This is a genomic window from Delftia sp. DS1230 (assembly GCF_040112715.1).
GTDB classification, from domain to species: Bacteria; Pseudomonadota; Gammaproteobacteria; order Burkholderiales; family Burkholderiaceae_C; genus Comamonas; species Comamonas tsuruhatensis.
On record NZ_CP157763.1, the window covers coordinates 5,201,521 to 5,226,919 of the forward strand.

20 protein-coding genes and 1 tRNA gene are annotated in these 25,399 nt (G+C 67.5%); 7 read left to right on the plus strand and 14 right to left on the minus strand.

The genetic code is table 11. The features are described 5' to 3' along the window. Positions 1-4 precede the first annotated feature (4 nt). Positions 5-1,573 (minus strand): benzoylformate decarboxylase, encoded by a 1,569-nt coding sequence (gene mdlC / locus AAN986_RS23475; RefSeq protein ID WP_206424517.1) that lies wholly within the window; start codon positions 1,571-1,573, stop codon positions 5-7. Between the two features lie 208 nt (positions 1,574-1,781). Between mdlC and AAN986_RS23480 the strand changes: the two genes are divergently transcribed. Further along, on the plus strand, positions 1,782-2,711 hold the full coding sequence (locus AAN986_RS23480) for a LysR family transcriptional regulator (RefSeq protein ID WP_013804055.1): 930 nt from the start codon (positions 1,782-1,784) through the stop codon (positions 2,709-2,711). A gap of 179 nt (positions 2,712-2,890) precedes the next feature. Continuing rightward, positions 2,891-3,673, plus strand: coding sequence for a 3-hydroxybutyrate dehydrogenase (locus AAN986_RS23485; RefSeq protein ID WP_016453173.1), 783 nt, complete (start codon positions 2,891-2,893; stop codon positions 3,671-3,673). Positions 3,674-3,721: 48 nt separating this feature from the next. On the opposite strand, the gene AAN986_RS23490 is transcribed toward AAN986_RS23485, so the two are convergent. The 8 genes from AAN986_RS23490 to AAN986_RS23525 form a co-directional block, all read right to left on the minus strand. Further along, positions 3,722-4,726 carry a tripartite tricarboxylate transporter substrate-binding protein gene (locus AAN986_RS23490; protein WP_047217473.1) on the minus strand — a complete coding sequence of 335 codons (1,005 nt, stop codon included), beginning with the start codon at positions 4,724-4,726 and terminating at the stop codon, positions 3,722-3,724. A gap of 194 nt (positions 4,727-4,920) precedes the next feature. Continuing rightward, positions 4,921-5,802, minus strand: a complete 882-nt coding sequence (gene nadC / locus AAN986_RS23495; RefSeq protein WP_016447964.1) for a carboxylating nicotinate-nucleotide diphosphorylase — start codon at positions 5,800-5,802, stop codon at positions 4,921-4,923. Between the two features lie 124 nt (positions 5,803-5,926). Then, positions 5,927-6,877, minus strand: coding sequence for a membrane protein (locus tag AAN986_RS23500; protein ID WP_013804059.1), 951 nt, complete (start codon positions 6,875-6,877; stop codon positions 5,927-5,929). A 198-nt stretch (positions 6,878-7,075) separates the two neighbouring features. Continuing rightward, complete coding sequence (locus AAN986_RS23505; RefSeq protein ID WP_047217472.1) at positions 7,076-8,224, minus strand: PDDEXK nuclease domain-containing protein; 1,149 nt, start codon at positions 8,222-8,224, stop codon at positions 7,076-7,078. A gap of 431 nt (positions 8,225-8,655) precedes the next feature. Further along, a complete protein-coding gene (locus AAN986_RS23510; protein ID WP_156179769.1) occupies positions 8,656-9,543 on the minus strand; it encodes an SMI1/KNR4 family protein in 888 nt (295 codons plus the stop codon). Next, positions 9,540-10,082 (minus strand): CbrC family protein, encoded by a 543-nt coding sequence (locus AAN986_RS23515; RefSeq protein WP_047217471.1) that lies wholly within the window; start codon positions 10,080-10,082, stop codon positions 9,540-9,542. The genes AAN986_RS23510 and AAN986_RS23515 overlap by 4 nt, the downstream gene beginning before the upstream one ends. 158 nt (positions 10,083-10,240) lie before the next feature. After that, positions 10,241-11,335 (minus strand): redox-regulated ATPase YchF, encoded by a 1,095-nt coding sequence (gene ychF, locus AAN986_RS23520; RefSeq protein ID WP_047217470.1) that lies wholly within the window; start codon positions 11,333-11,335, stop codon positions 10,241-10,243. 69 nt (positions 11,336-11,404) lie between these two features. Next, positions 11,405-12,271 carry an MOSC N-terminal beta barrel domain-containing protein gene (locus tag AAN986_RS23525; protein ID WP_034399449.1) on the minus strand — a complete coding sequence of 289 codons (867 nt, stop codon included), beginning with the start codon at positions 12,269-12,271 and terminating at the stop codon, positions 11,405-11,407. 175 nt (positions 12,272-12,446) lie between these two features. On the opposite strand from AAN986_RS23525, the gene AAN986_RS23530 reads away from it, so the two are divergent. From AAN986_RS23530 to AAN986_RS23550, 5 genes are all read left to right on the plus strand, one after another. Further along, positions 12,447-13,592: an FAD-dependent monooxygenase gene (locus tag AAN986_RS23530; RefSeq protein ID WP_026062153.1), complete on the plus strand. Its 1,146-nt coding sequence runs from the start codon at positions 12,447-12,449 to the stop codon at positions 13,590-13,592. A gap of 143 nt (positions 13,593-13,735) precedes the next feature. Further along, a complete protein-coding gene (locus tag AAN986_RS23535; protein WP_016447970.1) occupies positions 13,736-14,452 on the plus strand; it encodes a DsbC family protein in 717 nt (238 codons plus the stop codon). A gap of 121 nt (positions 14,453-14,573) precedes the next feature. Next, on the plus strand, positions 14,574-16,496 hold the full coding sequence (locus AAN986_RS23540) for a M61 family metallopeptidase (RefSeq protein WP_047217469.1): 1,923 nt from the start codon (positions 14,574-14,576) through the stop codon (positions 16,494-16,496). 95 nt (positions 16,497-16,591) lie between these two features. Continuing rightward, positions 16,592-17,371, plus strand: a complete 780-nt coding sequence (locus AAN986_RS23545; RefSeq protein ID WP_016447972.1) for an enoyl-CoA hydratase — start codon at positions 16,592-16,594, stop codon at positions 17,369-17,371. 129 nt (positions 17,372-17,500) lie between these two features. Then, a tRNA-Met gene (locus AAN986_RS23550) sits at positions 17,501-17,577 on the plus strand. Positions 17,578-17,683: 106 nt separating this feature from the next. Here AAN986_RS23550 and AAN986_RS23555 read toward each other — a convergent pair. The 5 genes from AAN986_RS23555 to AAN986_RS23575 form a co-directional block, all read right to left on the minus strand. Next, a complete protein-coding gene (locus AAN986_RS23555; protein ID WP_047217468.1) occupies positions 17,684-18,886 on the minus strand; it encodes a DUF1513 domain-containing protein in 1,203 nt (400 codons plus the stop codon). After that, positions 18,870-19,964 (minus strand): imelysin family protein, encoded by a 1,095-nt coding sequence (locus AAN986_RS23560; RefSeq protein ID WP_047217467.1) that lies wholly within the window; start codon positions 19,962-19,964, stop codon positions 18,870-18,872. The genes AAN986_RS23555 and AAN986_RS23560 overlap by 17 nt, the downstream gene beginning before the upstream one ends. Continuing rightward, positions 19,964-21,475 (minus strand): di-heme oxidoredictase family protein, encoded by a 1,512-nt coding sequence (locus AAN986_RS23565; RefSeq protein ID WP_047217466.1) that lies wholly within the window; start codon positions 21,473-21,475, stop codon positions 19,964-19,966. The genes AAN986_RS23560 and AAN986_RS23565 overlap by 1 nt, the downstream gene beginning before the upstream one ends. A 105-nt stretch (positions 21,476-21,580) precedes the next feature. Then, positions 21,581-22,777 carry an imelysin family protein gene (locus AAN986_RS23570; RefSeq protein WP_016447976.1) on the minus strand — a complete coding sequence of 399 codons (1,197 nt, stop codon included), beginning with the start codon at positions 22,775-22,777 and terminating at the stop codon, positions 21,581-21,583. A 247-nt stretch (positions 22,778-23,024) separates the two neighbouring features. Further along, the gene (locus AAN986_RS23575; RefSeq protein ID WP_349335495.1) at positions 23,025-25,193 is read right to left on the minus strand and encodes a TonB-dependent siderophore receptor; all 2,169 of its coding nucleotides are present in this window, start codon (positions 25,191-25,193) and stop codon (positions 23,025-23,027) included. Between the last annotated feature and the right edge of the window lie 206 nt (positions 25,194-25,399).

The window sequence follows — 25,399 nt, forward strand, 5'->3', positions numbered from 1 at the left end:
CGCCTCAGGCGACTTCGACCTCGACCACGATGGGCTTGGGATGGGCCAGCGCGCGGGCCAGCACATCTGCCAGCTCGGCCGCGTTCTCCACATGCACGCCGTCGCAGCCCTGGCCCCGCGCCAGCGCCACGAAGTCGATGTCGGGCAGTTCCGTGCCCTCGACCTTCTCGCCCTCGCGGTAGCCGAAGACATGGGCGAAGTCCTGCAGCGCCGCATAGCGGCGGTTCTTGAGGATCACGAAGCTGATGGGCAGGCGCAGCTGGGCTGCGCTCCAGAGGGCCTGGATGGCATACATGGCCGAGCCGTCGCCGATGACGGCGACCACCTTGGCCTCGGGCTGCGCCAGCGCCACGCCCACGGCGGCCGGCATGCTGTGGCCCAGGCCGCCGCTGCACATGGTGTAGAAGGTGCCCGAATGGAAGATGGGCAGGTAGGTCTGGATGGTGGAGCGCGAGCTGGGCGCCTCTTCCACCACGATGCTGTGGCGGTCTCGCACCTGGGCCAGCGTGTGCATGGCAAAGGCCACCGACATGCGCTCGCCTGCGGCGGGCGCGGCCGGCACGGGCGCTGCGGGCCGGGGTGCGGGCGCCTGGCGCGGTGCGGGTGCGGGGCGCTGCAGCAGCTCCTCCACGCCCATGCGCACATTGCCCACGGCAGCCGTGCCCACGGGGGCCCAGGCGGCAATGGCCGGGTCTTCGATCAGCTGGTAGAGCGCCGTGCCTTCGGGGATGTGCGGGCCCTCGCCTTCCACGTGGTAGGTGAAGGCGGCCGCGCCCACGGCGAAGACCACGTCATGGCCGGACAGCAGTTGCACGATGCGCTCGCGCATGGCGGGCAGGAAGCCGGCGAACAGCGGATGGTCCTCGGGGAAGCTGCAGCGCCCGCTCATGGGGGCCACGAAGACGCGGGCCTGGTGGCGCTCGGCCAGCGCGACCACGGCATCCCAGCCCTGGGCCCGGTCCACGGCCGCGCCTACGACCAGGGCCGGGGCACGCGCGGCGTCCAGCGCCTGGCCGATGAGGTCCAGCGTGCGCGGATCGGGCCGCGTCTCGAAGCCCACATGGCGCAGCGTGACGGGCTCGGCCGGCTTGTCCCAGTCATCGGCGGGAATGGAGACCAGCACGGGGCCGCGCGGCTCCTGCATGGCGATGTAGTAGGCGCGCGCCAGCGCCTGGGGCACGTCTTCGGCGCGCGCGGGCTCGCAGCTCCACTTCACATAGGGCTTGGGCAGCTCGGCGGCCTGGCTGGAGTGCAGGAAGGGATCGAACTGCAGCAGCGAGCGCGCCTGCTGGCCCGCCGTGATCACCAGGGGCGTGCGGTTCTTGAAGGCCGTGAAGATGTTGGCCATGGCATGACCCACGCCCGCGGCCGAGTGCAGGTTCACGAAGCTGGCATTGCGCGTGGCCTGGGCGTGGCCGTCGGCCATGCCCACGACGACGGTTTCCTGCAGGCCCAGCACATAGGAGAAGTCTTCGGGGTAGTCGCGGAACAGCGGCAGCTCGGTCGAGCCCGGGTTGCCGAAGATGCGCGTCATGCCCAGCTCGCGCAGCATGGCGATCACGGCATGGCGCACGGTGTAGGTCGCGGTGCAGGTCGCGGTGGAAGAGGATGCCTCGGCGGGCTGGCTGCGCGGTGTGGTGGGTGCTTGCAAGATGGGGTCTCCTGGGGAATGGGCCGGCCGCCCGGTGCGTGCCGCGCAGTGGCCATGGAAGTCGGTGCCCATGGTGCAGGCGCTTATGATTTCCAGCAATTGAATAAACTATCTAAGAGATATTCACCAAATGGATATCAAGAACCTGGACCTCAACCTGCTGCGCGTCTTCGACGCCGTGTACCGCCACTGCAGCGTCAGCCGCGCGGCCGAGGAGCTGGGCATGTCTCAGCCCGCCGCCAGCCAGGCCGTGACGCGGCTGCGCCTGCTGCTGGGCAATCCGCTGTTCGAGCGCGCGCACGCAGGCGTGCGCCCCACGCCGCGTGCCGAGCGCCTGGCGCTGGCCGTGCGCCAGGCGCTGGAGGTGCTGGAAGTCGCCATGTCCGAGGCCCAGAGCTTCGAGCCGCTGCAGGCGCGCCAGCGCTTTCGCATCCACCTGAGCGACATCGGCGAGGCGCGCTTTCTGCCGCCGCTGATGCAGGCGCTGCACCAGCGCGCCCCGCATGTGCAGCTGGAGACCCTGCCCATGCCGCTGGACGGCATTGCCGATGCGCTGGACCGGGGCACGCTGGACATCGCCATCGGCTTTCTGCCGGGTGGCACGCGGACCCGGCAGACCGTGCTGCTGTCCGACCACTACGGCGTGCTGCTGCGCAGCGGCCACCCCGCGCTGGCGCACGTGCCCGAAGGCGCGCCACTGGCGCTGGCCACGCTGCGCCAGCTGGATTTCGCGGCCGTGCGCTCGCATTCGGAGACGCTGCGCATCCTGCAGGCGCTGCGGCTCGATGAGCGCATCCGCCTGTCGGCCGCGCATTTCATGGCCGTGCCCTCCATCGTGGGCAAGACCGACCTGGCGGTGATCATGCCGGCCGAGATCGCGGCCGGCTTTGTCGAGCGCGGCGGCTATGCGGTGCGCGATGCCGACCTGCCCGATCACCGCTTCGACGTGTCGCTGCACTGGAGCTGGCGCTTCGAGCAGGAACCGGCCAAGCGCTGGCTGCGCGAACTGGTCTGCGAGCTGTTCCAGCAGCCCCGGCACCGCGAGGCCGCCGCGCCCTGAAGGGCCGGCCGTCACGGGCATGACTTGCGGGCTGCCAACACTGGGCAGCCGGGCCTGCCGACTCAGTTTCGTCTAAGAAACCGGCGCCAGACTGGTCCCTGCGCCGACAAGGGCACGCGGCCGGCCCCGCCGAAGATGGGCACCGGCCTGTTTCATCCACTCTCCAGGAAAGACTCACCATGCAACTCAAGGACAAGGTCGCCTTCATCACCGGCTCGGCCAGCGGCATCGGCAAGGAGATCGCCACGCTGTTCGCCAGCGAAGGCGCGCGCATCGTCATTGCCGACCTCAACAAGGAGGCAGCCGACGCCACGGCGGCCGAGCTGCGCGCCACGGGAGCCCAGGCCATGGGCGTGGCCGTGGACGTGACCGACGAGGCCCAGGTCAACGCCTCGGTCGAGGAGGCCGCCCGGGCCTTCGGCGGCATCGACATCCTGGTCAGCAATGCCGGGATACAGATCGTGCATCCGGTGGAGGAATTCAGCTTTGCCGACTGGAAGAAGATGCTGGCCATCCACCTGGACGGCGCCTTCCTCACCACGCGCGCCTGCCTCAGGCACATGTATGCGCAGGGCCGGGGCGGCAGCGTGATCTACATGGGATCGGTGCACTCCAAGGAAGCCTCGCTGCTCAAGGCGCCCTATGTCACGGCCAAGCACGGCCTGATCGGGCTGGCCAAGACCGTGGCCAAGGAAGGCGCCAAGCATGGCGTGCGCGCCAATGTGATCTGCCCGGGCTTCGTGCGCACGCCGCTGGTGGACAAGCAGATTCCCGAGCAGGCCCGCACGCTGGGCATCAGCGAGGACGAGGTCATCAAGAACGTGATGCTCAAGGAAACCGTGGACGGCGAGTTCACCACCACCGAGGACGTGGCCCGCGTGGCCCTGCTGTTCGCGGGCTTCCCCAGCAATGCGCTGACCGGCCAGTCGCTGGTGGTCAGCCACGGCTGGTTCATGCAGTAAGTCGCCAATCGGCCCTTCTCTGGCTCTTCTCTGGCCCTTCTCTGGCCCTCAATCGGCCTTCAGGCCCAGCGCCCGGGTCACGGCCGCATAGCGGTCGATGTCGGCCGCGATCAGCGCCTGGAATTGGCCCGGTGTCTGCCGCGCCAGGGTGTAGCCCTGGTCGCGCAAGCCAGCGCTGACGGCGGGATCGGCCAGCGCTTGCTCCAGCGTGTCATGCAATGCCTGCACCGTGGCCCGGGGCGTGGCGGCAGGTGCCAGCAGGCCATGCCACTGCTCCACCGCAAAGCCCGGCAGGCCGCGCTCGGCCACCGTGGGAACGCCGGCCAGCTGCGGCAGTCGCTGCGGCGCCGTGATGGCCAGGGCGCGCACGCGGCCTGCAGCGATCATGGCCGCAGCACTGCTGGCCGTGACCATGCCCGCCGCCACCTGGCCTGCCGCCACGGCCGTGATGGCCGGGCCGCAGCCCTTGTAGGGCACATGCTGGACAAATCGCTTCGCGTCGCGGGCCAGCATCTCGCCGGCCAGGTGCTGGGGCGTGCCGTTGCCGCAGGAGGCGAACAGCAGCGGCCGGTCCTGGCGCGCCTGGGCCAGCGCATCCTCCAGCGTCTGCAGCGCGCTGTCCGCAGGCACGACCAGCACCGAGGCGATGGAGCCGGCGTTGAACACCGCCGTGAAGTCCTTGCGCGGGTCGAAGTCCAGGCGTTCGTAGACACCGGGGTTGATGGCGAACGAGCTGTTGGCCATCAGCAAGGTGCTGCCGTCCGCTGCGGCCTGGGCCACGGCATGGGCGCCGATGTTGCCGCTGGCGCCCGGCCGGTTCTCCACCACCACGGGCTGGCCCAGGCGCTGCTGCAGCTGCTCGCCCAGGCGCCGCGCCAGCAGGTCCGTGCCGCCGCCCGGCGGAAACGTCACGACGATGGTGATGGGCCGCTCCAGGCGCGTTCCGGCCTTGCCCGGCGCTGCCAGCCACAGCCCCGATGCGCCCGCCAGCAGCGCGCAGGCCGCCAGCGTCCAGAGTCCCCGTCGCTTCAAGGTACACCCTTCAAAAAACATGGCACCTGCTCCACTGGGCTAGGTGCAAAAAACCGGCGTAGCCCAACTCAGGGACACCGAGCAAGGGCCTAAGCCGGCCGCGCCGCCCCGCAGCCAGGGTGTCGCCGGTTGCCCGGACGCCCCCCTCCCGCGCAGCGAGAGAGGGCGCCGTGCACACGGGGGAAGCCGCGCAGCGGCTCAGGGGGTGCCTCATTTCAGGTGTCAAGGCCGATGTCGAGAACTCGGGCGCTGTGCGTGATCCAGCCCACGGCGATCTGGTCCACGCCGGTCTCGGCCACGGCGCGCGCCGTCTCGGGCGTGATGCGGCCCGAGGCTTCGGTCACCGCGCGCCCGCGCGCCATAGAGACGGCCGTGCGCAGCGTGTCCAGGTCCATGTTGTCCAGCAGCACCACTTCCACGCCCAGGGACAGCGCCACCTCCAGCTGCTCCAGCGTGTCCACCTCCAGCTGGATCTGCACCATGTGGCCCACGCCCGCGCGCGCCCGGGCCAGGGCTTCGGCCACGCCGCCGGCCAGCGCGATGTGGTTGTCCTTGATCAGCACGGCATCGTCCAGGCCGAAGCGGTGGTTGCTGCCGCCGCCCACGCGCACGGCGTACTTCTGCAGCGCACGCAGGCCCGGCATGGTCTTGCGCGTGCAGGTCACGCGTGCGCCCGTGTCGGCGATGGCCCGCGCGATCGATGCCGTGGCCGTGGCCACGCCGCTCAGGTGGCACAGGTAGTTGAGCGCCACGCGCTCGGCGGTGAGGATGGCGCGCGCGCTGCCGTGGATGCGCGCGATCTCCTGGCCGGGCGCCAGTTCGCTGCCATCGCGCAGCACCGGCTCGAAACGCGACTGCGCATCCAGCGCACGGAACGCCAGCCGCGCCATGTCCAGCCCGGCCAGCACGCCCTCCTGGCGCGCCACCAGGCGCAGTTCGGCCTGTGCGTCGGCAGGGACGATGGCATCCGTGGTCAGGTCGCCCGCGCGGCCCAGGTCCTCCAGCAGGGCCGAGCGCACCAGCGGCTCCAGCATCAGGTCGGGCAGCGGCGGCACAGGCAGGCGGGCACTGAGGGCATTGGCAATATTAATGCTCATTTTGAGTATATGTAGGTCAAAAAAATGTGGCGCGCGGCCTTGCGGGCTTGAGCGAGGAACTTATGCTAGATACGAGCATAAGTGCTGTCAAGCCATTGTCACAATCGGGCAAGTGCCGTGCGGCTCAGGGAGAACCGTCGATGCCCTTGGCCAGGGGCAGCTTGCTGCCGGAGATGGCGCGCTCCAGCAGCACATCGCTGCGAAAGCGGAACAGCTTGGCCGGCCGGCCCGCCGAGCCCACCGTGAGCTGGCCGGTCTCCTCGACCAGATCCTGCTGCTCGATCAGGCGGCGGAAGTTCTGCTTGTGCAGCCCGCGCCCGGCCAGGGCCTCCACCGTCTGCTGCAGCTGCAGCAGCGTGAACTCGGGTGGCATCAGCTCGAACACCACGGGCCGGTACTTGATCTTGGCGCGCAGCCGCGCCATGCCCGTGGCCAGGATGCGGCGGTGGTCGTGGTGCATGGCCTCGCCGGGCAGCATGGCGGCCGCGCCATGGACGCGGTGGGCCGCCTCCTGCACCAGTCCGGCCTCGTACAGCAGCTCGTAGCGCTGCAGCACCATGTCCTCGTTCCAGGGCCCGCCGTCCAGGCCGAAGGCAATGTCCGCGCGCTGGCGCCGCAGCGCACGCTGGGCGCCGCGCGCCTCGGCCATCCAGGCATGCAGGCGCGGAGCGATGTGCGAGCGTAGCAGGGCCGGCTCGCCGCCGCGCCAGTCTTCCCAGGGAAAGTAGCGGTACCAGTCCTGCCAGACGGCCTGCCCCGCGCTGCGGTCGGCAGACTCGCGCGTCAGCCCCAGGTAGCTGACCGAGATCACGCGCGCCCCGCTGGCATCGGTGCGATCGCCATCGGCAAAGGTGTAGAGCTGCTCCATGTAGCCCAGCGGGTGATGGGTCTGCTCCTCCACCCAGGCGCGCAGGCCGGCCTGCAGCGAACGGTGCCCCACCTCGAACGGCCCCGCCGGCAGCAACTGCCCGTCCGCCGTGGTCAGCACGCGCGGTGTGCCCTGGGTCACCGCCGCCAGCACGGCAACGAGTTCGGCATGGATGGGAGAGGCTGCGGGACTGGTGGGGTGGGGCACGAAGGTGAGGGAGGTCGGTTGGCGGGATGGGTGATTATGGTGGGTTGCAGGGGCGGCTTCGAGCCCGGCACAGCAGACCGCCACGGGCCATCGGACGGTCAAATTCAACCTGTTGAGCGCTGGCGTGTTTTTCTATCGCATGACTACCCGCGGCGTTCGAGCTGTCGCAGGTACTTTTCCAGCAGCCCGGCGGTGTGCTCATTCATGCCCGCCTCCCAGCTCGCGCTCGATCTGTTCGATGCTGGGCAGGCTGCTTTGCAGGGTTTCCGGCAAGGCACGGGTGAGCTCGAAACCGGAAACGCCGATGGGCTTGTCCACGCCGCGCAGCGCATACTCGGCCAGCACGTGATTGGGTTTCTGGCACAGGATCAAACCGATGGTGGGTTGGTCGGTTGCGTGTCGCAACCTGTCGTCTACAACGTTGCAGTAGAAGTTCATCTTGCCCGCGTATTCAGGCTTGAAATCGCCCCGCTTGAGGTCGATGACCACGTAGCAACGCAGCTTGAGATGGTAGAACAGCAGGTCTATGTAGAAATCGTCTCCGGCAAGGTCCAGGTGGTATTGGCGCCCCACAAAGGCGAAGCCCTGGCCCAGCTCCAGGAGAAATTTTTCCAGATGGGTGATCAGACCGGTTTCCAACTCACGCTCATGGAAACCTGATTCCAACGTCAGGAAGTCGAACAGGTAAGGGTCCTTGAGCGTTTGCTGTACCAGGTCGGAATCCGGCGGAGGCAGGCGCAAGGCGAAGTTGCTGGCAGCTCTGCCTTGTCGCAGGTGCGCGGCTGTTTCGATCTGCATCAGCAGGACACTGCGGCTCCATCCGTTTTCGATGGCTGCGCACATGTACCAATGGCGTGCGCCCGGCTCCTTGACCTTGGCGATCAGCTCGGCGTGGTGGCCCCACGGCAGGGACAGCAGAACATCAGCAGCAAACACCTGTGCGCCATCTGCCGCCACCCCCGGCGCCAGGCGGCTTTGTGCCACAGCCTGTGGCACTTTTTCGCCGGGGGCAAGTTGTGCCACGGCCTGTGGCACTTTCTCTGTGCTCCCGGCTGTGGCAGCCAGAGAGGGATACTCGCGATAAAAAGCCAGCATGCGCTTGATGTTGCGCTCGGAAAAACCTTTTTCCTCCGGCAGTTCGTTGTGCAGATCCCTGGCCAGCCGAGGGATGACTGCGGCACCCCAGCCTTCCCGCTTCTGGCGCTGGTCGATCAGTGCCCCGATATCCCAATACAGGCGGATCAATTCGGCATTGACCGCCAGCATGGCCCGCGTCTGGGCATGGCGGACACGCTGCTTGATATCGGCCAGCAGCGCCGGATAGTCGGCGGGCAGGTGGGTGCTCATACTGCGCCCCCGCTGGTGGCCCTGAGTGCGGCCGGAGAGAATTCTTCGCGCACCTCGGTCCGGGCGTCACATCCAGCCTTTTCCATAGCCTGCGTGATGAGCTTGGTACAGATATCGCGTTCGCCAAGCGCCTGCTTATCCATAGGACGTGATTCCTTTCTTGCTGGCGTTACCTTGCTCGGGCCTGTCTTTTCACCCTGTCGGGTGACGACGGGTCATCTTACGGCGCTCGCTCCGAAACAGCCTGGGCCTCTGCCAAGCAATCCAGCACGATCGGAAGCTCAATGTCCAGGCCCCCCCCGGAGCATCTGCCTTGCATTCCCGAAGAAGAGTTCGGCACGGATGGGAGGGGCTGCGGAACTGGAGGGTGAAGGCGGTCGGTTGGCGGGATGGATGGCTATGGTGGGTTGAAGGCGCCGGCCTGCCCCCGGTCAGGCGTGCGCGTTCACACGGCCGCCGAGGTGCTGGTCCACCATGGCCTTGGCCTGTCCCAGGCTGCAGCCATGCTCACTCTGGCAGGCTATGATGGCCGCCATCTTCTGCAGGGGATCGGCGGCAAGGGTGCGCCAGTCGATCTTTGCGGGCTCTGGCACCAGGCCGGGCTGCGTGCTGCCCTCGTCCGATGAACACACTTCCCAGCGCGCCACGACGGGAAAGGAAAGGTCCACGGCGGGCAGCCGGTCCAGTTCGGCCGCCAGTTCATCTTGTGAAATCAATGAAGCCACCTGGCGAACACGCGCCCGGGGCCCGTCGCGCCAAGGCCTGATCTCCAAGGGACGCCGGCAGAAATCCTGCAGATAGTCGCCCAACTCCTGCGTCATGAAGCGCGCGGTCTGTGCGACATCGGCCCGCAACAATTGCAAAGCCTCCGGCTCCGACAATTCATCCAGCTGATCGCTCAGGTCCGCAAAGGCCTGCAGAAATCCCGCACCGACAAAGTCATCGAAGCAGGCATGGGCAACGCTGCTGGCCTCGTCATCGTGCAACACCAGCGCCACGCCCACGCCATGCGTGTCCAGCGGCGTCAGGCACCAGGCATCGCCGGCGCCCGACTGGGCGAATGGCAAAAAGCGCCTGCCGTTCTGCGCGGAAGGATTGAGCCAGCCCTCGATGATTTCCCGGCTGGCTTCGGCGTCTATCCATTCGAAGTCCTGCCAACTCATGAACAAGGGCGGGTCCTGCAGGCAGCGCTGGCGCCAGGTATCAGCCCAATCCGGGCCGTAGTGGATCTTTCCCGATGCCAGAAATTCCTTCAACAGTGGCGGCAAGGCAATGCCGGTCTGGGTGGAGAGCGTTTCGTAGTCGATCATCGGGTTCATCCCACATCCATATGCAGCCTATGCTCGCCGCAACGCACGCACCGGAAAAGGCAGCCTGAAATCATGCCGTCCTTGGACATCCGCTCCAGCATCCACTGGGCATCCTTTTTGTAGATGCCTTCGATGTCGGGCAGGACTTCAGCGAGGAAAGGCTCGACGGCCTGCCTGTCGGCGTGACCCAGGAAGACACAGGGCTCGTTGCAGTGCGTGAGCCACACGGGCTGCTGCCAGGCCCTGTAGCCGGGCGTGCGCAGCGCTACTTCCAGCAGCAGCTCCCTGGCGATGGCGGGCTCCGGGTCTGCCGGATCAGGCGACACGCCTTCGATATCGGTGTATCCCACAAGTTCGCCGTCGTATGTCTCGCAAGCCTGCCCGCTGGCAATGCACCAGGGACACAGGTAGTCGGGGCTTTGCTGGCTGTAGAACGGGCCTTCGTACTTGAGGCTGCGGTTTTGTCCGCAGCAGGAACACACACCCTCTTCCTGCTCGAAGACGGCTTCGTAGGCGCCGGGATGGAATCTGAAATGCGGGCGGTCCATTTCAAGGTCTCTCTTTCCCCAATGGAAAGGCGCCATTGTCCATGGCGGCTCAGCGCGTGGAAATGAAACGTTCCTGGCAAGGAAAAAACCGCGCAAAGCGCGGTTTTTCCGAGAAGCGCGGGAGCTGCTTTAGCAGCCCCGCTGCAGCATGTGCCGCCTCAGACGTTGAACAGGAAGTTCATCACGTCGCCATCCTTGACGACATATTCCTTGCCTTCGGCGCGCATCTTGCCCGCGTCCTTGGCGCCTTGCTCGCCCTTGAAGGCGATGAAGTCGTCGAAGGAGATGGTCTGGGCGCGGATGAAGCCGCGCTCGAAGTCGCCGTGGATGACGCCTGCGGCCTGGGGGGCGGTGTCGCCGACCTTGATGGTCCAGGCGCGCACTTCCTTGACGCCGGCCGTGAAGTAGGTCTGCAGGCCCAGCAGGCCGAAGCCGGCGCGGATCAGGCGGTTCAGGCCCGGTTCTTCCAGGCCCAGTTCCTGCAGGAACATGTCGCGGTCCTCGTCGCTCATCTCGGCCATTTCAGCCTCGATCTTGGCGCAGATGGCCACGACGGGAGCGCCCTGCGCCTCGGCATAGGCCTTGAGGCTGTCGAGCAGCGGGTTGTTCTCGAAGCCGTCTTCGCTGACGTTGCCCACGAACATGGCGGGCTTGGCGGTGATCAGGCAGAACTGCTTGAGCAGGGGCGCGTCTTCCTTGGAGACGGGAACCGTGCGTGCGGGCTTGCCCTGGTCCAGCGCAGCCTGGATGGGGGTCAGCAGCGCCACCAGCTTGGCCGCTTCCTTGTCGTTGCCCGACTTGGCGGCCTTGCTGTAGCGGTTCAGCGCCTTCTCGACGGTGGCCAGGTCGGCCAGGCACAGCTCGGTCTGGATGACCTCGATGTCGGCGATGGGGTCCACCTTGTTGGCCACGTGGATGACGTTCGGGTCTTCGAAGCAGCGCACCACGTTGACGATGGCGTCGGTTTCGCGGATGTGGGCCAGGAACTGGTTGCCCAGGCCTTCACCCTTGGAGGCGCCGGCCACCAGGCCGGCGATGTCCACGAATTCGACGATGGCCGGGACGATGCGCTCGGGCGTGATGATGTCGGCCAGCTTCTGCAGGCGCGGATCGGGCACTTCCACCACGCCGGTGTTCGGCTCGATGGTGCAGAAGGGATAGTTCTCGGCGGCGATGCCGGCCTTCGTCAGCGCGTTGAAGAGAGTGGACTTGCCCACATTGGGCAGGCCCACGATGCCGCATTTGAGGCTCATGGCAGGGCTTTCTACAGGGATTCTGGGGACAAACCCCGCATTTTAGTCAACCGGGCATTTCCTGTCGTTTCAGGCGAACTGCCAGTCGCCGGCCACGGACTGGCCAACAGCCAGTTCAGCCCCGTCGTGCAGGCCTTCCAGCACGGCATTCATGCCGAAGGTGATGGCACCATCGACACGGTCGTCCTGGCGGTAGGTACGGATGGCATCACCCACGGCGGTGCCCTGCACGGCCGTGACGGGGTCGATGTCGGGAATGGGGCAGCGTGTGCAGGGCTTGGCCATGCGCAGCCGCAGGCCCCGGGCATCGAGCACGTCGAACCCGTCGACCCGGTCCTCGTCGTGGGCCTCGAGGCCCTCGATCACGATGTTCGGTCGGAAGCGGCGGGCATCGACGGCGGGCTGGCCGGCGGCCTGCAGGCGCTGGTTGAGTTCATCCACGGCCGCCTGGCTCAGCACCAGCAGCGGGTAGCCGTCCGCAAAGTGCACGGGCGCGGCCTCGCCGCCTGTCCAGCGCTCGCTGGTGCGGCGCGGCGCGGCCGGGTCGAAACGCACCAGGGCGCAATCCGCGCCCAGGGCCTGGGTCAGCCAGCGCGCTGCCTCCGGCCCCATGTCCCAGGCCTGGACCCCATCCGACCAGACGCGCGCCTGGCGCACCGGACCCGTGGCCTGCAGCGGGATGCGCAAGGGCGGGAGCTGGGGGAAATGCAGGACCAGGTGGCCGGCCTCCAGCTCGGGGCGTATCCAGGCCATGCGCGGATGGTCGCGCTGGGTCAGGAATTCGCCGTTGGCATCGACCACCATCCAATGGCGGTCCCAGGCCAGGCCCGTGGCGCCGACGCCGCTGCTTTGCAGCGCGATGCCCGCGCAGGATTTGACGGGATATACCCACAACTGGGCAATGCGGCCCTGCACGTCTCTTTCTTGGTCAAACATCGGATAGCTCTTTTTGGGGAAATCTGGAGTGTGTATGCCATCCATGGCGCGAATGGCGCCATGCGATGGGCGGCAATATGCCAGATGGCGACGCAGGCTGCGGCACATCACGCCAAAGCCGGAGTTTGCGCCAGTTGGAATCCCCGGCATGGCCCGGACTCCTACAATGCCGGCCATGGCGCAAACCTTTGATGTATGTATACGCGGGGCCGGCATCGCAGGCCGGACCCTGGCTCTCCTGCTGGCCCGGGAACGGCTGCGCGTGGCCCTGGTGGTGGCCGCTCCCACCGGCAACGCGCCCGATGTGCGCGCCTACGCGCTCAATGCCAGCGCACGCGGCCTGCTGGACAGCCTGCGCTGCTGGCCGGACGACGAGCACGCCACGCCCGTGACGCAGATGGAAGTCTTTGGCGACCTGGACGGCCACGTGCTGTTCGACGCTGCCCGCCAGGACGTCGACGCCCTGACCTGGATCGTCGATGTACCCGCGCTGGAGCAGCGCCTGGCCGAGGCCGTGCGCTACCAGCCCATGGTCGAGGTGGTGCACCAGCCCGTGGCCGCGCCGCTGACGGCCATCTGCGAAGGCCGTGCCAGCCGCACGCGCAGCGAGTTCGGCGTGGACTTCGCCGTCACGCCCTATGCACAGCACGCCATCGCCACCCGGCTGCACTGCGAGCTGCCGCACGGCCAGGTGGCGCGCCAGTGGTTCACGCCCGAAGGCATCCTGGCCCTGCTTCCGCTGGAAGGCCCCCAAGGTCACAGCGTGGCCGTGGTCTGGTCCATCGCCCGCGAGCTGGCCGATGGCTGGCTGGCCGCCGACACGCAGGATTTCACGGCGCGGCTGGAAGCCATCAGCCAGGGCGCGCTGGGCCGGCTGGAGCTGAGCGCGCCGCGCATGGCCTGGCCGCTGCAGCAGGCCGTGGCCGACCACTGGTGCGGCTCCATGCCTGACGGCGATGCACGCTCGGCCCGCAGCTGGGTGCTGGTGGGCGACGCGGCCCACAACGTGCACCCGCTGGCAGGCCAGGGCCTGAACCTGGGCCTGGGCGATGTGCAGGCCCTGGCCCGCGTGCTGCAGGAGCGCGGCTACTGGCGCAGCACGGGCGATCTGCGCCTGTTGCGCCGATACGAACGCGAGCGCAAGGCCGCGCTGGCGCCCATGGGCCTGGCCATGGACGGGCTGCAGCAGCTGTTCAGCCGACCGGAGGTGCCGGTGCAGATGCTGCGCAACTGGGGCATGAAGGGCTTCGAGCGCTTCGGCCCGCTCAAGGACTGGATGGCGCGCCAGGCCATGGGCCTGGACCCGCGCAGCGGCGCCTGAGCCCGGCATGCAGGAATGCTTGCCGTTGAACCCTTTGCCGATTTGCGACTCGTACCCGTGCTCCGTGGCGCACTGCGCTGCGCACTCCCCCTCAACCACGGCGCGGCCGGCCTGAACGCGGCCCCGCCCACCTCCGCATTGCCATGAAACTCTTCGCCTGCCTGCTGACGGCTGCCAGCCTGACCTGGAGCCTCGGTGTTCACGCCCAGGACGCCAACCTGCGCAAGACGCTGACCGAGCGCATTCCCCAGCTCGAAAAGATCGACGAAATCCGCCCCACACCCATGTCCGGCCTGTTCGAGGTGCGCATCGGCACGGATCTGTTCTACACGGACGCCAAGGGCAACTACCTGATCCAGGGCGAGCTGATCGACACCAAGGCACGCCGCAACCTCACCGAAGACCGCATGAACCAGCTGACGGCGGTGGACTTCAAGCAGTTGCCGCTCAAGGACGCCGTGACCATCGTCCACGGCAAGGGCGAACGCAAGATGGCCGTGTTCGAGGACCCCAACTGCGGCTACTGCAAGCGCTTCGAACGCGACCTGCAGAACGTGGACAACGTCACCATCTACCTGTTCCTGTACCCCATCCTGAGCCCCGATTCGGCCGAGAAATCGCGCAACATCTGGTGCGCCAAGGACCAGGCCGGTGCATGGGCCGACCACATGCTGCGCGACAAGGTACCGGCCGCTGCCCAATGCGACACCTCGGCCGTGCAGCGCAACCTGGCCTTCGGCCGCAAGTACAAGATCACGGGAACGCCCACCGTCATCTTCACCAACAACACCCGAGTGCCTGGCGCCATCAGCGCCCAGGAAGTCGAGAAGAACCTGGCCGCAGCCGCAGCCGCGCGCTGATCGCCGCCTCGCGGGCCCTATGCCGGGCCCGCCCCTCTGATTCCCCTTGGCCGGAGCTTCCCGGCTCCAGCCCGCCGCAGCGGGCCCGGGCAGCCTCCAGGCCACACCTGCAGGAGCCCGAATGACCTCTCCCCTCGCCGCCACCGCCGCTGCCACTGCCGCAGCGGACATCCACTACCGCGTGCAGGCCCTTGATGTGGACGCGCACCTGTTCAGCGTGCAGCTGCACATCGCCCGCCCGGCCGCCGGCCAGACCCTGTCGCTGCCGGTCTGGATTCCCGGCAGCTATCTGGTGCGGGAGTTCTCCAAGAACCTCCAGGACCTGTCTGCCGAGCAGGACGGCCGTCCCGTCGCGCTGGCCCAGCAGGGCAAGAACCTCTGGCAGGCCGACTGCGCAGCCGGCGTGCCGCTGGTGCTCCACTACCAGTTCTGCGCCTACGACAGCTCGGTGCGCACGGCCTGGCTGGACCGCCGCCGCGGCTTCTTCAACGGCACCAGCCTGTGCCTGCGCGTGCACGGCCAGGAAGACACGCCGCATACGCTGCAGCTGCTTGCATCGGACGCCACGGCATCGTGGCAGGTGGCCACCGGCCTGGACGCCGTGGACGCCGATGCGCGCGGCTGGGGCCTGTACCGCGCTGCCCACTACGACGAACTGGTGGACTGCCCCGTGGAGATGGGCAGCTTCTGGCGTGGCGACTTCGTGGCCGCGGGCGTGCCCCACAGCTTCGTCGTTGCGGGCGCCGCGCCCAGCTTCGACGGCGCGCGCCTGGTTGCCGATGCACGCAGGATCTGCGAGACCGTGCTGGCCTTCTGGCACGGTACGGGCGAGCAGGCCACGCCCGCGCCCATGCAGCGCTATGTGTTCATGCTCAACGTGGTCGATGACGGCTATGGGGGCCTGGAGCACCGCAACTCCACGGCCCTGATCTGCGGCCGGCGCGACCTGCCGCGCGTGGGCGAGCGCAAGGCCGCCGAGGGCTACACCACCTTGCTGGGCCTGATCAGCCACGAGTACTTCCACACCTGGAACGTCAAGCGCCTGCGCCCCGCAGAATTCGCGCGCTACGACTACGGGCAGGAGAACTACACCGAGCTGCTGTGGTTCTTCGAAGGCTTCACCAGCTACTACGACGACCTGCTGCTGCGCCGCGCCGGCCTGATCGACAACGCCCAGTACCTCAAGCTGGTCACGCGCACCATCAACCAGGTGCTGCAGACACCGGGCCGCCGCCTGCAGTCCGTGGCCCAGGCCAGCTATGACGCCTGGGTCAAGTACTACCGCCAGGACGAGAACACGCCCAACCAGACCGTCAGCTACTACACCAAGGGCTGCCTGGTCGCGCTGGCCCTGGACCTGCAACTGCGCCGCGAAGGCCGCAGCACGCTGGACGACGTGATGCGCGCGCTGTGGCAGCGCTGCCAGGGCGGCCCCATGCGCGAGGCCGATGTGCTGGCCGTGCTGCAGGAGCTGGGCGGGCGCAGCTTCGCCCCCGAGATCACGCAATGGGTGCACGGCACCGACGACCTGCCGCTGGCCGAGCTGCTGGCCGCCCAGGGCGTGCAGGCCAAGGCCGAACCGGCGCAGACTGCCCAGCGGCTGGGCCTGCGCGTACAGGAAAGCCAGGGCATCACCGTCAAGACCGTGCTGCGCGGCAGCCTGGCCGAGCGCGCAGGCTTCATGGCCGGCGACGAATGGCTGGCCATCGAGCTGCCCACCGGGGCCGAGGATGCACAGCCCGCACGCTGGCGCATCACCCGCCTGGACGATGTGGCGCTGTACGCAGGCACGGCGCTGGAGATCGTGGCCTGGGTGGCCCGCGACCGCCAGATCCTGGCCTTCACCCTGCCCTGGGGCTCGGCCCTGCTGAGCGAGGCCGCCATGGTCGAGAAAACGGACAACGGCGATGCAAAAGCTGCCATCTCCAGCGCTCCACAGCTCCCGTCTCCCAGCAACCTCGCCCTGGAAATCACCGACGAAGAGGCCGTGGGACGCTGGCTGGGCAGCCGCGCCGACAGCCCGCAGGCTCCCGGCACGCCGTGAAACGCGGTGCAGGCGCGCACATGCACACACGCGCACCCGCGCCCCTGGCCGGTTATTCTTGAGCATCACGACGACAACCCCAGCAGGAGACTCCCTTGGCCTACGAAATGATTGAAGTTCGCGTCGAAGCCGACAAGGTCGGCATCATCACGCTCAACCGCCCCAAGCAGCTCAACGCGCTCAACGACCAGCTCATGAACGAGCTGGGCCAGGCCCTGCAGGCCTTTGATGCCGATGAGGCCATCGGCTGCATGATCATCACCGGCAGCGAGAAAGCCTTTGCGGCCGGCGCCGATATCGGCGCCATGGCCAAGTACAGCTTTGCCGACGCCTACAAGGGCGACTACATCACGCGCAACTGGGAGACCATCCGCAGCATCCGCAAGCCCGTGATCGCCGCCGTCAGCGGCTTTGCCCTGGGCGGCGGCTGCGAGCTGGCCATGATGTGCGACTTCATCATCGCCGCCGACAACGCGAAGTTCGGCCAGCCGGAAATCAAGCTGGGCGTCATCCCCGGCGCCGGCGGCACGCAGCGCCTGCCGCGCGCCGTGGGCAAGTCCAAGGCCATGGACATGGCCCTCACGGCCCGCATGATGGACGCCACCGAGGCCGAGCGCGCCGGTCTGGTCAGCCGCGTCGTGCCCTTCGACAAGCTCATGGACGAAGCCCTGGGCGCCGCCATCATCATCAGCGGCTTCTCGCAGATCGCCGTCATGGCGGCCAAGGAATCGGTGAACCGCGCCTTCGAGGGCTCGCTGGCTGACGGCGTCATGTTCGAGCGCCGCCTGTTCCACGCGCTGTTCGCCACGCAGGACCAGAAGGAAGGCATGGACGCCTTCGTCAACAAGCGCCCCGCAAACTTCAAACATCTCTGAACCTGCTGAAAGACACGCTACAATGCGCGTCTTCCGGCAAGGCACTGCAGGCCTCTCGCAAAGAAATTTCGAGAAATTTGCACAACTTCCCGGATCGACCAAAAATTCTGCATATAATTTAGGTCTTACGGCGCTTTAGCTCAGTCGGTTAGAGCGATGGAATCATAATCCACAGGTCCGCGGTTCGAGTCCGTGAAGCGCCACCAAACAAAGAAAAGGGTCTACGTGCAAGCGTAGACCCTTTTTTCTTGCCCGACGAACAGAGCGCGGGCACGCCGGGAGCGCACCCTGCTCGGCGCCCTCCCCCGGCTGCTAGCTGCGGCTCTTCAGCGCAATCCAGTGATTGTCCAACGCCATTCCAGGCACCGCCACCGTGCGCAGCACCTGGCCGCGCTGGCGCAATTGGGCCTGGCGTGCACCGCCCATCCAAAGCGCGGGCTCGGCAGGCAGGGGCCGGCCCTTGGCATCCAGCGAGACACTTGCATTGGCCACGCAGTACACGCCCGGCATGGCGTCGCCGCGCAGCCAGCGTCCGCTGGCCTGGCCGCTGTCGGGCACCTGCCACCAGGTAACGGTGTTCACGCGCGGGCAGCTGACGGCAAAGAGCTGGCCGTCGCAACCGATATCGCCGCCATAGCCGGCCAGGGGCTCGCGCCCTTCGGGCAGGGGCACGGCATGCAAACGGTGGCCATCGAACAGGGCCAGCACGGGCGCGGCGGCGCGCGCTTCGGTGTCGCGGTGCTCGGCCTGCAGCGCAATGCCCAGCCAGCGGCGCGCGGGCGCGTGGGCGACCTGCGGGCCCCAGGCCAGGTGGCGCAGGCTCAGGCGGCTGTCGTCCAGCTTCCACAGGCCGGCACGGGCGCCGCCTTCGGCCGGCAGCAGCCGTGCGATGGACGAATCCATGTGGTCCAGCTGCAGCTTGCGCCGGCCGGTCTCGGACTGCGTGGGAATGCCGCCGTTGGCGACCATCAGCGTGCCGTCGGCGTCCAGCAGCAGCTGGTGCGGGTCCATGCCGCCCGTGCGCCATTCGGCGATCTTCTCCAAGGTGATGGCATCGCGCACGCCGATCAGTCCCTGGGCATCTTCCAGGTCGGTCTCAGTGGTGTAGAGATGGCGGCCATCGGCGCTTTCGATGACATGGCCGTTGAAGAAGCGGTCGGGCTCTATCCACTGCCATTGCGCATCCTCGGCGGCCTGTCCCGGCTTCAGACGCACCAGCCAGTCGCCGGGGCGGCGGCTGGCGAAGACCACGGAGCCGTCGCGCAGCGCGGCCATGCCGTGGGCGCGCGTGGGCACATCCAGGGCCTGCAGCACCTGCAGCGGCCTGTCCACCTGCGCACTGGCCTGCACGATGCCGACACGCATCTGCTCGCCCTGCATCCAGGCCGCAGCCAGCGACCGTGCCGGTCCAGACGGCCTGGCCGCATGGGAGGTTGCCAGCGGCATGGCAGCCAGCAGACCCAGGCCCTGCAGCCAGCGGCGGCGATTCAGCGCCTGCTCAATCCCCGTCGGCATCCGAGAACCCGATGTTGACTTCCAGCGCAGGCGCCACCTCGCCTTCCATGAGGCGCTTGAGGCGCGAAAGCGGCTTGGTGGCGGCATCGACGGCCTTGGCGGTCGGCTCGGTCAGGGCGCGCATGCCGGCATCGGCCTCGTTGACGGCCTTGAGCCAGCGGTCGGCCAGCGGGTTGAGGCCACGGCCGCGCAGGTAGGACTCGATGGGCACGATGTCCACGCCGGGCCGGGGCACCTTGCGGTCCACGCTCACGGCCAGCGTGCGCAGGCCCTGCCAGTGCGCGCGCCAGACCTCGACGGTGCTGCCGCTGGCCAGGTGCTCCCAGGCGGGGGGCTTGCTGCCTGCACTGCCCGCACTGCGCAAGGGCTTTTCCATGTCCGCCCAGCGCAGGCGCTCCAGGCCGCCGACCCACTGGTTGATGAACTCGGCCATGGCTTCGGTGGTGGCATCGCCGTCCTCGGACCAGTCCTGGGCGGCAAGCTTGGCAAAGCCATTGCGGAGGATGCCCATCTCGGCGCCGATTTCCTCGGCCACCAGGGTGGCATAGGCGCAGGCCGGCGTCTGCGGCTCCACGGGCTGGGTCCACAGCAGGTTCTCGAGCGCCGGGTATCCCTTGGCGGGTGCGCCGATGCGCTCCATGGCAGCCAGATCGGCGGGGGCCGACTGTATGGCCTTCTTGAGTAGGGCCGGGCGCATGGGGCGGAAGTCCACCAGACGCGCCGAGCGGCGCTCCACCAGCGGCCCCAGGGCCACGGCCGAGAGGCTGCTCCACTGCCGCGACGATTGCACATAGGCCTGGCGCGCCGTCTGCAGCGTGGCAGCGGCCGATCCCGCAGGTGCCGCAGGTGCTGCGCAATGCGCGCGCAGCGCCTGGTTCAGTGCCTGGGCGGATGCCTGCGCGGCCTTGGCCTGGGGCGAGAACCATTGGCCGTAAAGCCCCTGCACGGCATGGGCCGTGTTGTAGAAGGGGATGGCCATGTTGGCCTCCACTTCCTGGGCCTGGGCCGGGGTGGTGGCCAGCAGCGCCAGCGCGGCGGCACAAAGGATTTGGCGAGGGGTCATGCGAATGTCTTGCATCAGAGGGACTCCACAAATTTGACCAGGGCTTCACGGTCTTCGGCGCTGAACTGGCGCACCTGTTCGCGCGCGGCTTCGGCCTCGCCGCCGTGCCAGAGGATGGCTTCCAGCACGCCGCGCGCACGGCCGTCGTGCAGCAGGCGCTGGTGGTTGTTGACATCGGGCAGCAGGCCTATGCCCCACAGCGGCGGCGTGCGCCACTGGCGGCCTGAGGCCTTGAAGTCGGGCCGGCCGTCGGCCAGCGCATCGCCCATGTCGTGCAGCAGCAGGTCGGTGTAGGGCGCAATGGTCTGGCCCGACAACCCCTTGCTGCTGAGTGCCGGCGACAGCGCGGGGAACAGCGCCCCGCCCGTCTTGTACGAAGGCCGGTGGCACTGTGCACATTGGGCCTGGTGGAACAGTGCCTCGCCACGGCGCACGGCAGGGTCGCTGGCGTTGCGCCGTGCAGGCGGCGCCAGCGTGGCCTGGTAGAAGATCACGTCGTCCAGCACGCGGTCCTCGATCTCCACGCCTTCGGCGCCGTTGCCGTTGGGCGCGGCCAGGCAGTCCTTTTGCGCGGGCGTGCAGGTCTGGTGCGGGAAACGCTTCGATGTGATGCCGATATCGCCCAGGAAGGCCGAAGCCGTCTGGTGGGCAATGGAGGCCACGTTGGCCTTCCAGCCGAAGCGGCCCAGCATCATGCGTTCGCCGTAGGCATCCCAGACATAGTTGGGCTGGCCCTTGATGGGGCCGCCCAGGGCCGCCTGGGCGGCAGCGTTGGCCAGGATCTCGGACTCCGGGATGTGCTCCAGCAGGCCCAGGCCGATGACCTGCGGCGCAATGCGCGGGCTGGTCATCAGGTTGGCAGCGAGGGGGCCGTAGTTGAGCGCAGCCAGCTCGTAGACCGGCTTTTCCAGCGTGTAGGCCGTGCCGTCGGCAAAGCGGCCATGCACCTGTTCATAGCGGATGCGAAGCTGGCCCTCGCCCTTGACGCCCAGCACGCCCTCGGTGTTGAACTGGTCGCCATAGACCGGGTCCGGCACCGGGCTGCCGTGCGGGCCTTCGCCCGGAATGGACAGCCGCATGAGCAGGCCCGCGAACGGCTGGGGCTTGAGCGGGTTGTGGAAGTCGGGCGGCTGGGCGCGGCCGTCCTGCACATGGCAGCCGCCGCAGGAGCGCGCCAGGAAGTGCGGGCCCAGGCCATCGCGCGCCGTGGTGGAGGCCGGCGCCTGCACCCAGTTGCGCTTGAAGAAGGAGTTGCCGATGACGAAGCGCGTGCGCTCGGCATCGTCCAGGTTGGCGGCAGGCAGCGAGAAGGCGTTGCGGCCCGTGGCGTGGACCGTGGTCTGGCCGCCCGGGGGCAGGGGCTCGCCGGGTGCCGCGAACAAAAGAACTGGATCGGGAGCTGGATCGGGAGCAGGCTGCGGTGCTGGCGCGCGCGCTGGAGCGGCAGCCACCGTGTCCTGCTGTTGGGCCGAGCAGCCCATCAGGACCAGGGAGGCAGCGACCAGCAGCGAGGGGGAGAGATTCATGGGTGGGGACGTCCCTGGAAAAGCCAGGGCCGCCGAACCCTTTCGGGGGCGGCGGCCTTGGCGCATGGGCGAGAGAGGGGTTGGACGCTTGGGGTGAATGCTCTTTTAGTTGGCCTTGGGGTCCACCAGGTTGAGCTGGGTGATGCCGACGGCATTGGCCGCCTCCACCAGGTCCTTGCTCTGCTGGACCAGGCTGTCGATGGTGGCCTGGATCTTGGCGCGCGAGGCCGAGTCGCGCGCGCCCTGGATGGCCTGGTCGAACGGCGCGGGAATGGCCTGGGCCGCCTGCACCGACTGCGTGATCTGGCGCGTGGTCCTGTCGGCCAGCGCGCTGTCCTTGGAGGCCACCCAGTCCCTGATGCCCGGGCCTTGCAGCTCGCTGCCGTCCAGGCGCTTGTAGCTGCCCTGCCAGACGTTGAGGATGCCCTGGGCATTGGTCACGGCATCGCGGTGCGTGTTGTCCGAGAAGCAGGAGTGCTCGTCTTCCTGGTCGCGGCTGGCCAGCGCCACTTCCAGGCGCTCGCCGGCCAGCTCGCCGCGCGACAGCGAACCCAGGCCCACGAAGATGCGGCGCAGCGCGTCGTCGGGCTTTTTCTCGAACTGGGCGCGGAAATTCTTGGCCGAGCCGGGCTTCCACTGGTCGGCCACCGACTGCAGATCCTCGATCAGCAACTCGGTCACCACCTTCAGGTACTCACGGCGGCGGTCGGCATTGGATTTCTTGCCATCGACGAAGTCGGTGTAGGGACGCGCGCCCGGTCCCTTGTCATTCAGGTCCTGGCCCCAGAGCATGAACTCGATGGCGTGCCAGCCGGTGGAAACGTTCTCCTCGCCGTCATGCTCGTTGAGTTCGGCCAGGCGCTTCTTGGTGATGGCTTCCTTGCGGTTGTTGATGATGCCGGCGTTGGGGTTGCCTTCCACATAGTCCACATAGGACTCGTCCATGGGCCAGGCGTTGATCTGGCCTTCGGGTCCTTCATCGTTGTCGATGGGACCGGCGTAGAAGCGGAAGGCCTCGGTCTGGCCGTAGTACTCGCGTGCATCCAGCCAGGCCTTGCGCGCATTGTTCAGGCCCTGTTCGCTGGGTGATGCGAGAAAGGCCCCGATGGCTTTCTGCATGGTCTTGGCGGAGCTGATGGAATCCGAGTAATTGGCGTGCACCAGGGTGCCGTAATGCTTGACCACCTCTGCAACGGAGAGGTTCTTCTTCACGGGCTGTTGAACGGTGCCGGCGGCTGCGGCCTGGCTCATCGGGGCGGCCGCGCCCAAAGCGAGGGCGGCTGCAATCAGGATGGGATGCATGGCAGAAAGGATCGGAGGTTGGAGAACTCGGAATGCCAAACTGTAATGAGAATTGTTTTTATTGGCAAAACCTGCGAGATATCGCCGCACTGCACCGCAAGGTCATAGACGGACCCGGGCGGCCAACGGGCAGTGAACGGACGGCAATGGGAGCGCTTGCGGCGCACGGGCCGCAGCGGGCGCCAGCCTAGCACGGCGCCCTTGGCGCCAGGGCCAAAGACCCCGCGCTGGCGCCAAGGGCCGGGCCTCAGAACTTGTAGTTCAGGCTGACATTCACCGAGCGCGGCTCGCCCCAGGTGTAGGTGCTGTAGTAGCTGAAGATGGTGTAGTACTTCTTGTCCAGCAGGTTGCGCACGTTGACGGTGGCCGACAGCTGTTTGCTGAACTCGTAGCGCGCCATCATGTCCAGCAGCCAGTAGCCCTTGACGGTGTGAACGGCCGTGCCGCCCGATGGCGTGGAGATGTCGCCCCAGGTCTTGTCCTGCCAGCGCGCGCCACCGCCCACCGTCAGGCCGGAAAGCGGGCCGTCCAGCCTGTAGCTGGTGTGCAGGCTGAACTGGTTGGAGGGCGTGAGCGTGGCCACGCGCTTGCCTTGGTCGCGCGAAATGGCATGCGAGAAACCGGCCTGCAGTTGCCAGGCGGGCGTGATCTGGCCGGATATCTCCGCCTCGAAGCCGCGCGTCCTGACGCCATCGGCGGCCCGGTAGGCCGTGGCGCCGCCGGGCGTCACGCCGCCGGTCTCGATACCGAAGTTGTCTTGCTGAAGCTGGAACAGCGCCGCCGATGCATTGAGGCGGCCGTCCATGAAGGCCGCCTTGACGCCGACCTCGGCGTTGTTGCCGCGCAGCGGGTCCAGCGCCTTGCCGCTCTCGTTTTGCTTGGACTGCGGGCTGAAGATGCTGGTGTAGCTGGCGTAGACCGAATAGTTGCCATTGAGGTCGTAGATCGCGCCCACATAGGGCACGAAAACGCCGGTCTCGCGCTGACCCTGCACCTGGTTGCGATAGTTGGACCAGCGCCCGCCCGTGATCAGCTTGAGGTCGGCCGCCAGGTTCCAGCGCGCCGCCGTGTACAAGCCCTGCTCCTTGGTCACTTCGCTGTTCACGTAGTCGGGTGAGGCGCCCCACACCGGCAGGCGCGAATCGCCATTCCAGTGGTAGTAGTCATTGACCGTGGACACATAGTCGGCGGGCAGCTGCCAGTAGCCATCGTTCTTCCAGTGGCGCCTCGCTACGCTGGCGCCCAGCACCAGTTCGTGCTCGCGCCCGCCCAGCGAGAAGGGCCCGCTGGCGTAGGCATCGAGCGCATTGCTGGTGGTGCGGCCTATGTACTGGCCGCGCCACAGCGACACGCCGGAGCCGTCGGCCGGGTTGGGGAAGCCCGCAGCCGCCGCGCCCAGGTTGGCGTTGTAGCCGTTGATCTGGTGGTTGAACTGCGCCTTGGCCACCCAGCCGTTGCTGAAGCTGTGCTCCAGCGTGGCAAAGGCCGTGCGCGTGTACTGGTCCCAACGGCTCCAGCGCGTGCCGTTGTTGTGCGAGCGAGGCATGTCATTGAATTGGCCATCGGCATTGAGCAGCGGAATGCCGCCCCAGGTGGAGTTGACCGGACGGTTGTTCTGCGCATCGCCGCCCAGCGTCAGCAAAGTGCGTGGCGTCAGGTCCATTTCCACAATGCCGTACAGCGTCGCGGTCTTGCGCGAATAGCGGTCCATGAACGAGTCCTTGTCCTGGTAGGCGGCCACGCCACGCGCGCGCACGCTGCCGCTTGCATTGAGTGAGCCGCCCACATCCACCTCGGTGCGGTAGTTGCTCCAGCTGCCCGCAGAGATGGACGCATGCCCGCGGAAATCGCGCGTGGGCTTCTTGCGGATCAGGTTGATGGTCGCGCCCGGAGTGCCGCTGCCCGTGAGCAGGCCGGTTGCGCCCTTGAGCACCTCGACGCGGTCATAGATCGCCATGTCGCTGAGGGTGTTGCCGGCCGAGTACGCGGAGTCGCGCATCATCGGAATGCCGTCGTACTGGAAGTTCTGGATGGCGAAGCCGCGGGCGTAGTACTCGGTGCGCTCGCTGTCATAGGTGACGATGCTGATGCCGGGCGTGTGCTCCATCACCTGGTCGATGGAGGTGAGGTTGAAGTCATCCATCTTCTGGCGTGTGACCACGCTGATGGACTGCGGCGTCTCGCGCGGCGTCAGCACCATGCGCGTGGCTGTGGCAATGGTGCCCGGCGTATAGGAGCCCGAGCCTTCGGTCACCTCGCCCAACTGGTTGGAGATCACGTTGACCGTGGGCAGCGTGGCCGGGTTCTGCGTGTCCGGCAATGCCTGAGCCTGAGCGGACAGGGCGCCGATGGCAAGGGAGATGGCCAGCGCAAGAGGCGCAGGGCGATGGCCGGGTCGAAGGCGATGCAGTGGCATGAAATGCTCCGGGAGAACAGCAATACGGCAATAAAAAAACTTCCTCGCCATGCCCTCCGATGGGTCGAAGGGCATGAAGAGAAAGCGAATGCGATTTGTTCTCATTATCGTTTCTTCAATTGTCTGGGCCATCGGCAGCACAGGGGCTGCTGCATCCGCGCAACACCCGAATCCGTCCCGCGCCCGCCGGGCAGTACCAGCCGCCC

What these genes read in the sequence shown, in the direction of transcription:
- AAN986_RS23480 (WP_013804055.1), top strand. Translation starts at nt 1,782, where the DNA reads ATGGATATCAAGAACCTGGACCTCAACCTGCTGCGCGTCTTCGACGCC.
- AAN986_RS23485 (WP_016453173.1), top strand. Translation starts at nt 2,891, where the DNA reads ATGCAACTCAAGGACAAGGTCGCCTTCATCACCGGCTCGGCCAGCGGC.
- AAN986_RS23490 (WP_047217473.1), bottom strand. Translation starts at nt 4,726, where the DNA reads ATGTTTTTTGAAGGGTGTACCTTGAAGCGACGGGGACTCTGGACGCTG.
- nadC (WP_016447964.1), bottom strand. Translation starts at nt 5,802, where the DNA reads ATGAGCATTAATATTGCCAATGCCCTCAGTGCCCGCCTGCCTGTGCCG.
- AAN986_RS23505 (WP_047217472.1), bottom strand. Translation starts at nt 8,224, where the DNA reads ATGAGCACCCACCTGCCCGCCGACTATCCGGCGCTGCTGGCCGATATC.
- AAN986_RS23510 (WP_156179769.1), bottom strand. Translation starts at nt 9,543, where the DNA reads ATGAACCCGATGATCGACTACGAAACGCTCTCCACCCAGACCGGCATT.
- AAN986_RS23515 (WP_047217471.1), bottom strand. Translation starts at nt 10,082, where the DNA reads ATGGACCGCCCGCATTTCAGATTCCATCCCGGCGCCTACGAAGCCGTC.
- ychF (WP_047217470.1), bottom strand. Translation starts at nt 11,335, where the DNA reads ATGAGCCTCAAATGCGGCATCGTGGGCCTGCCCAATGTGGGCAAGTCC.
- AAN986_RS23525 (WP_034399449.1), bottom strand. Translation starts at nt 12,271, where the DNA reads ATGTTTGACCAAGAAAGAGACGTGCAGGGCCGCATTGCCCAGTTGTGG.
- AAN986_RS23530 (WP_026062153.1), top strand. Translation starts at nt 12,447, where the DNA reads ATGGCGCAAACCTTTGATGTATGTATACGCGGGGCCGGCATCGCAGGC.
- AAN986_RS23535 (WP_016447970.1), top strand. Translation starts at nt 13,736, where the DNA reads ATGAAACTCTTCGCCTGCCTGCTGACGGCTGCCAGCCTGACCTGGAGC.
- AAN986_RS23540 (WP_047217469.1), top strand. Translation starts at nt 14,574, where the DNA reads ATGACCTCTCCCCTCGCCGCCACCGCCGCTGCCACTGCCGCAGCGGAC.
- AAN986_RS23555 (WP_047217468.1), bottom strand. Translation starts at nt 18,886, where the DNA reads ATGCCGACGGGGATTGAGCAGGCGCTGAATCGCCGCCGCTGGCTGCAG.
- AAN986_RS23560 (WP_047217467.1), bottom strand. Translation starts at nt 19,964, where the DNA reads ATGCAAGACATTCGCATGACCCCTCGCCAAATCCTTTGTGCCGCCGCG.
- AAN986_RS23565 (WP_047217466.1), bottom strand. Translation starts at nt 21,475, where the DNA reads ATGAATCTCTCCCCCTCGCTGCTGGTCGCTGCCTCCCTGGTCCTGATG.
- AAN986_RS23570 (WP_016447976.1), bottom strand. Translation starts at nt 22,777, where the DNA reads ATGCATCCCATCCTGATTGCAGCCGCCCTCGCTTTGGGCGCGGCCGCC.
- AAN986_RS23575 (WP_349335495.1), bottom strand. Translation starts at nt 25,193, where the DNA reads ATGCCACTGCATCGCCTTCGACCCGGCCATCGCCCTGCGCCTCTTGCG.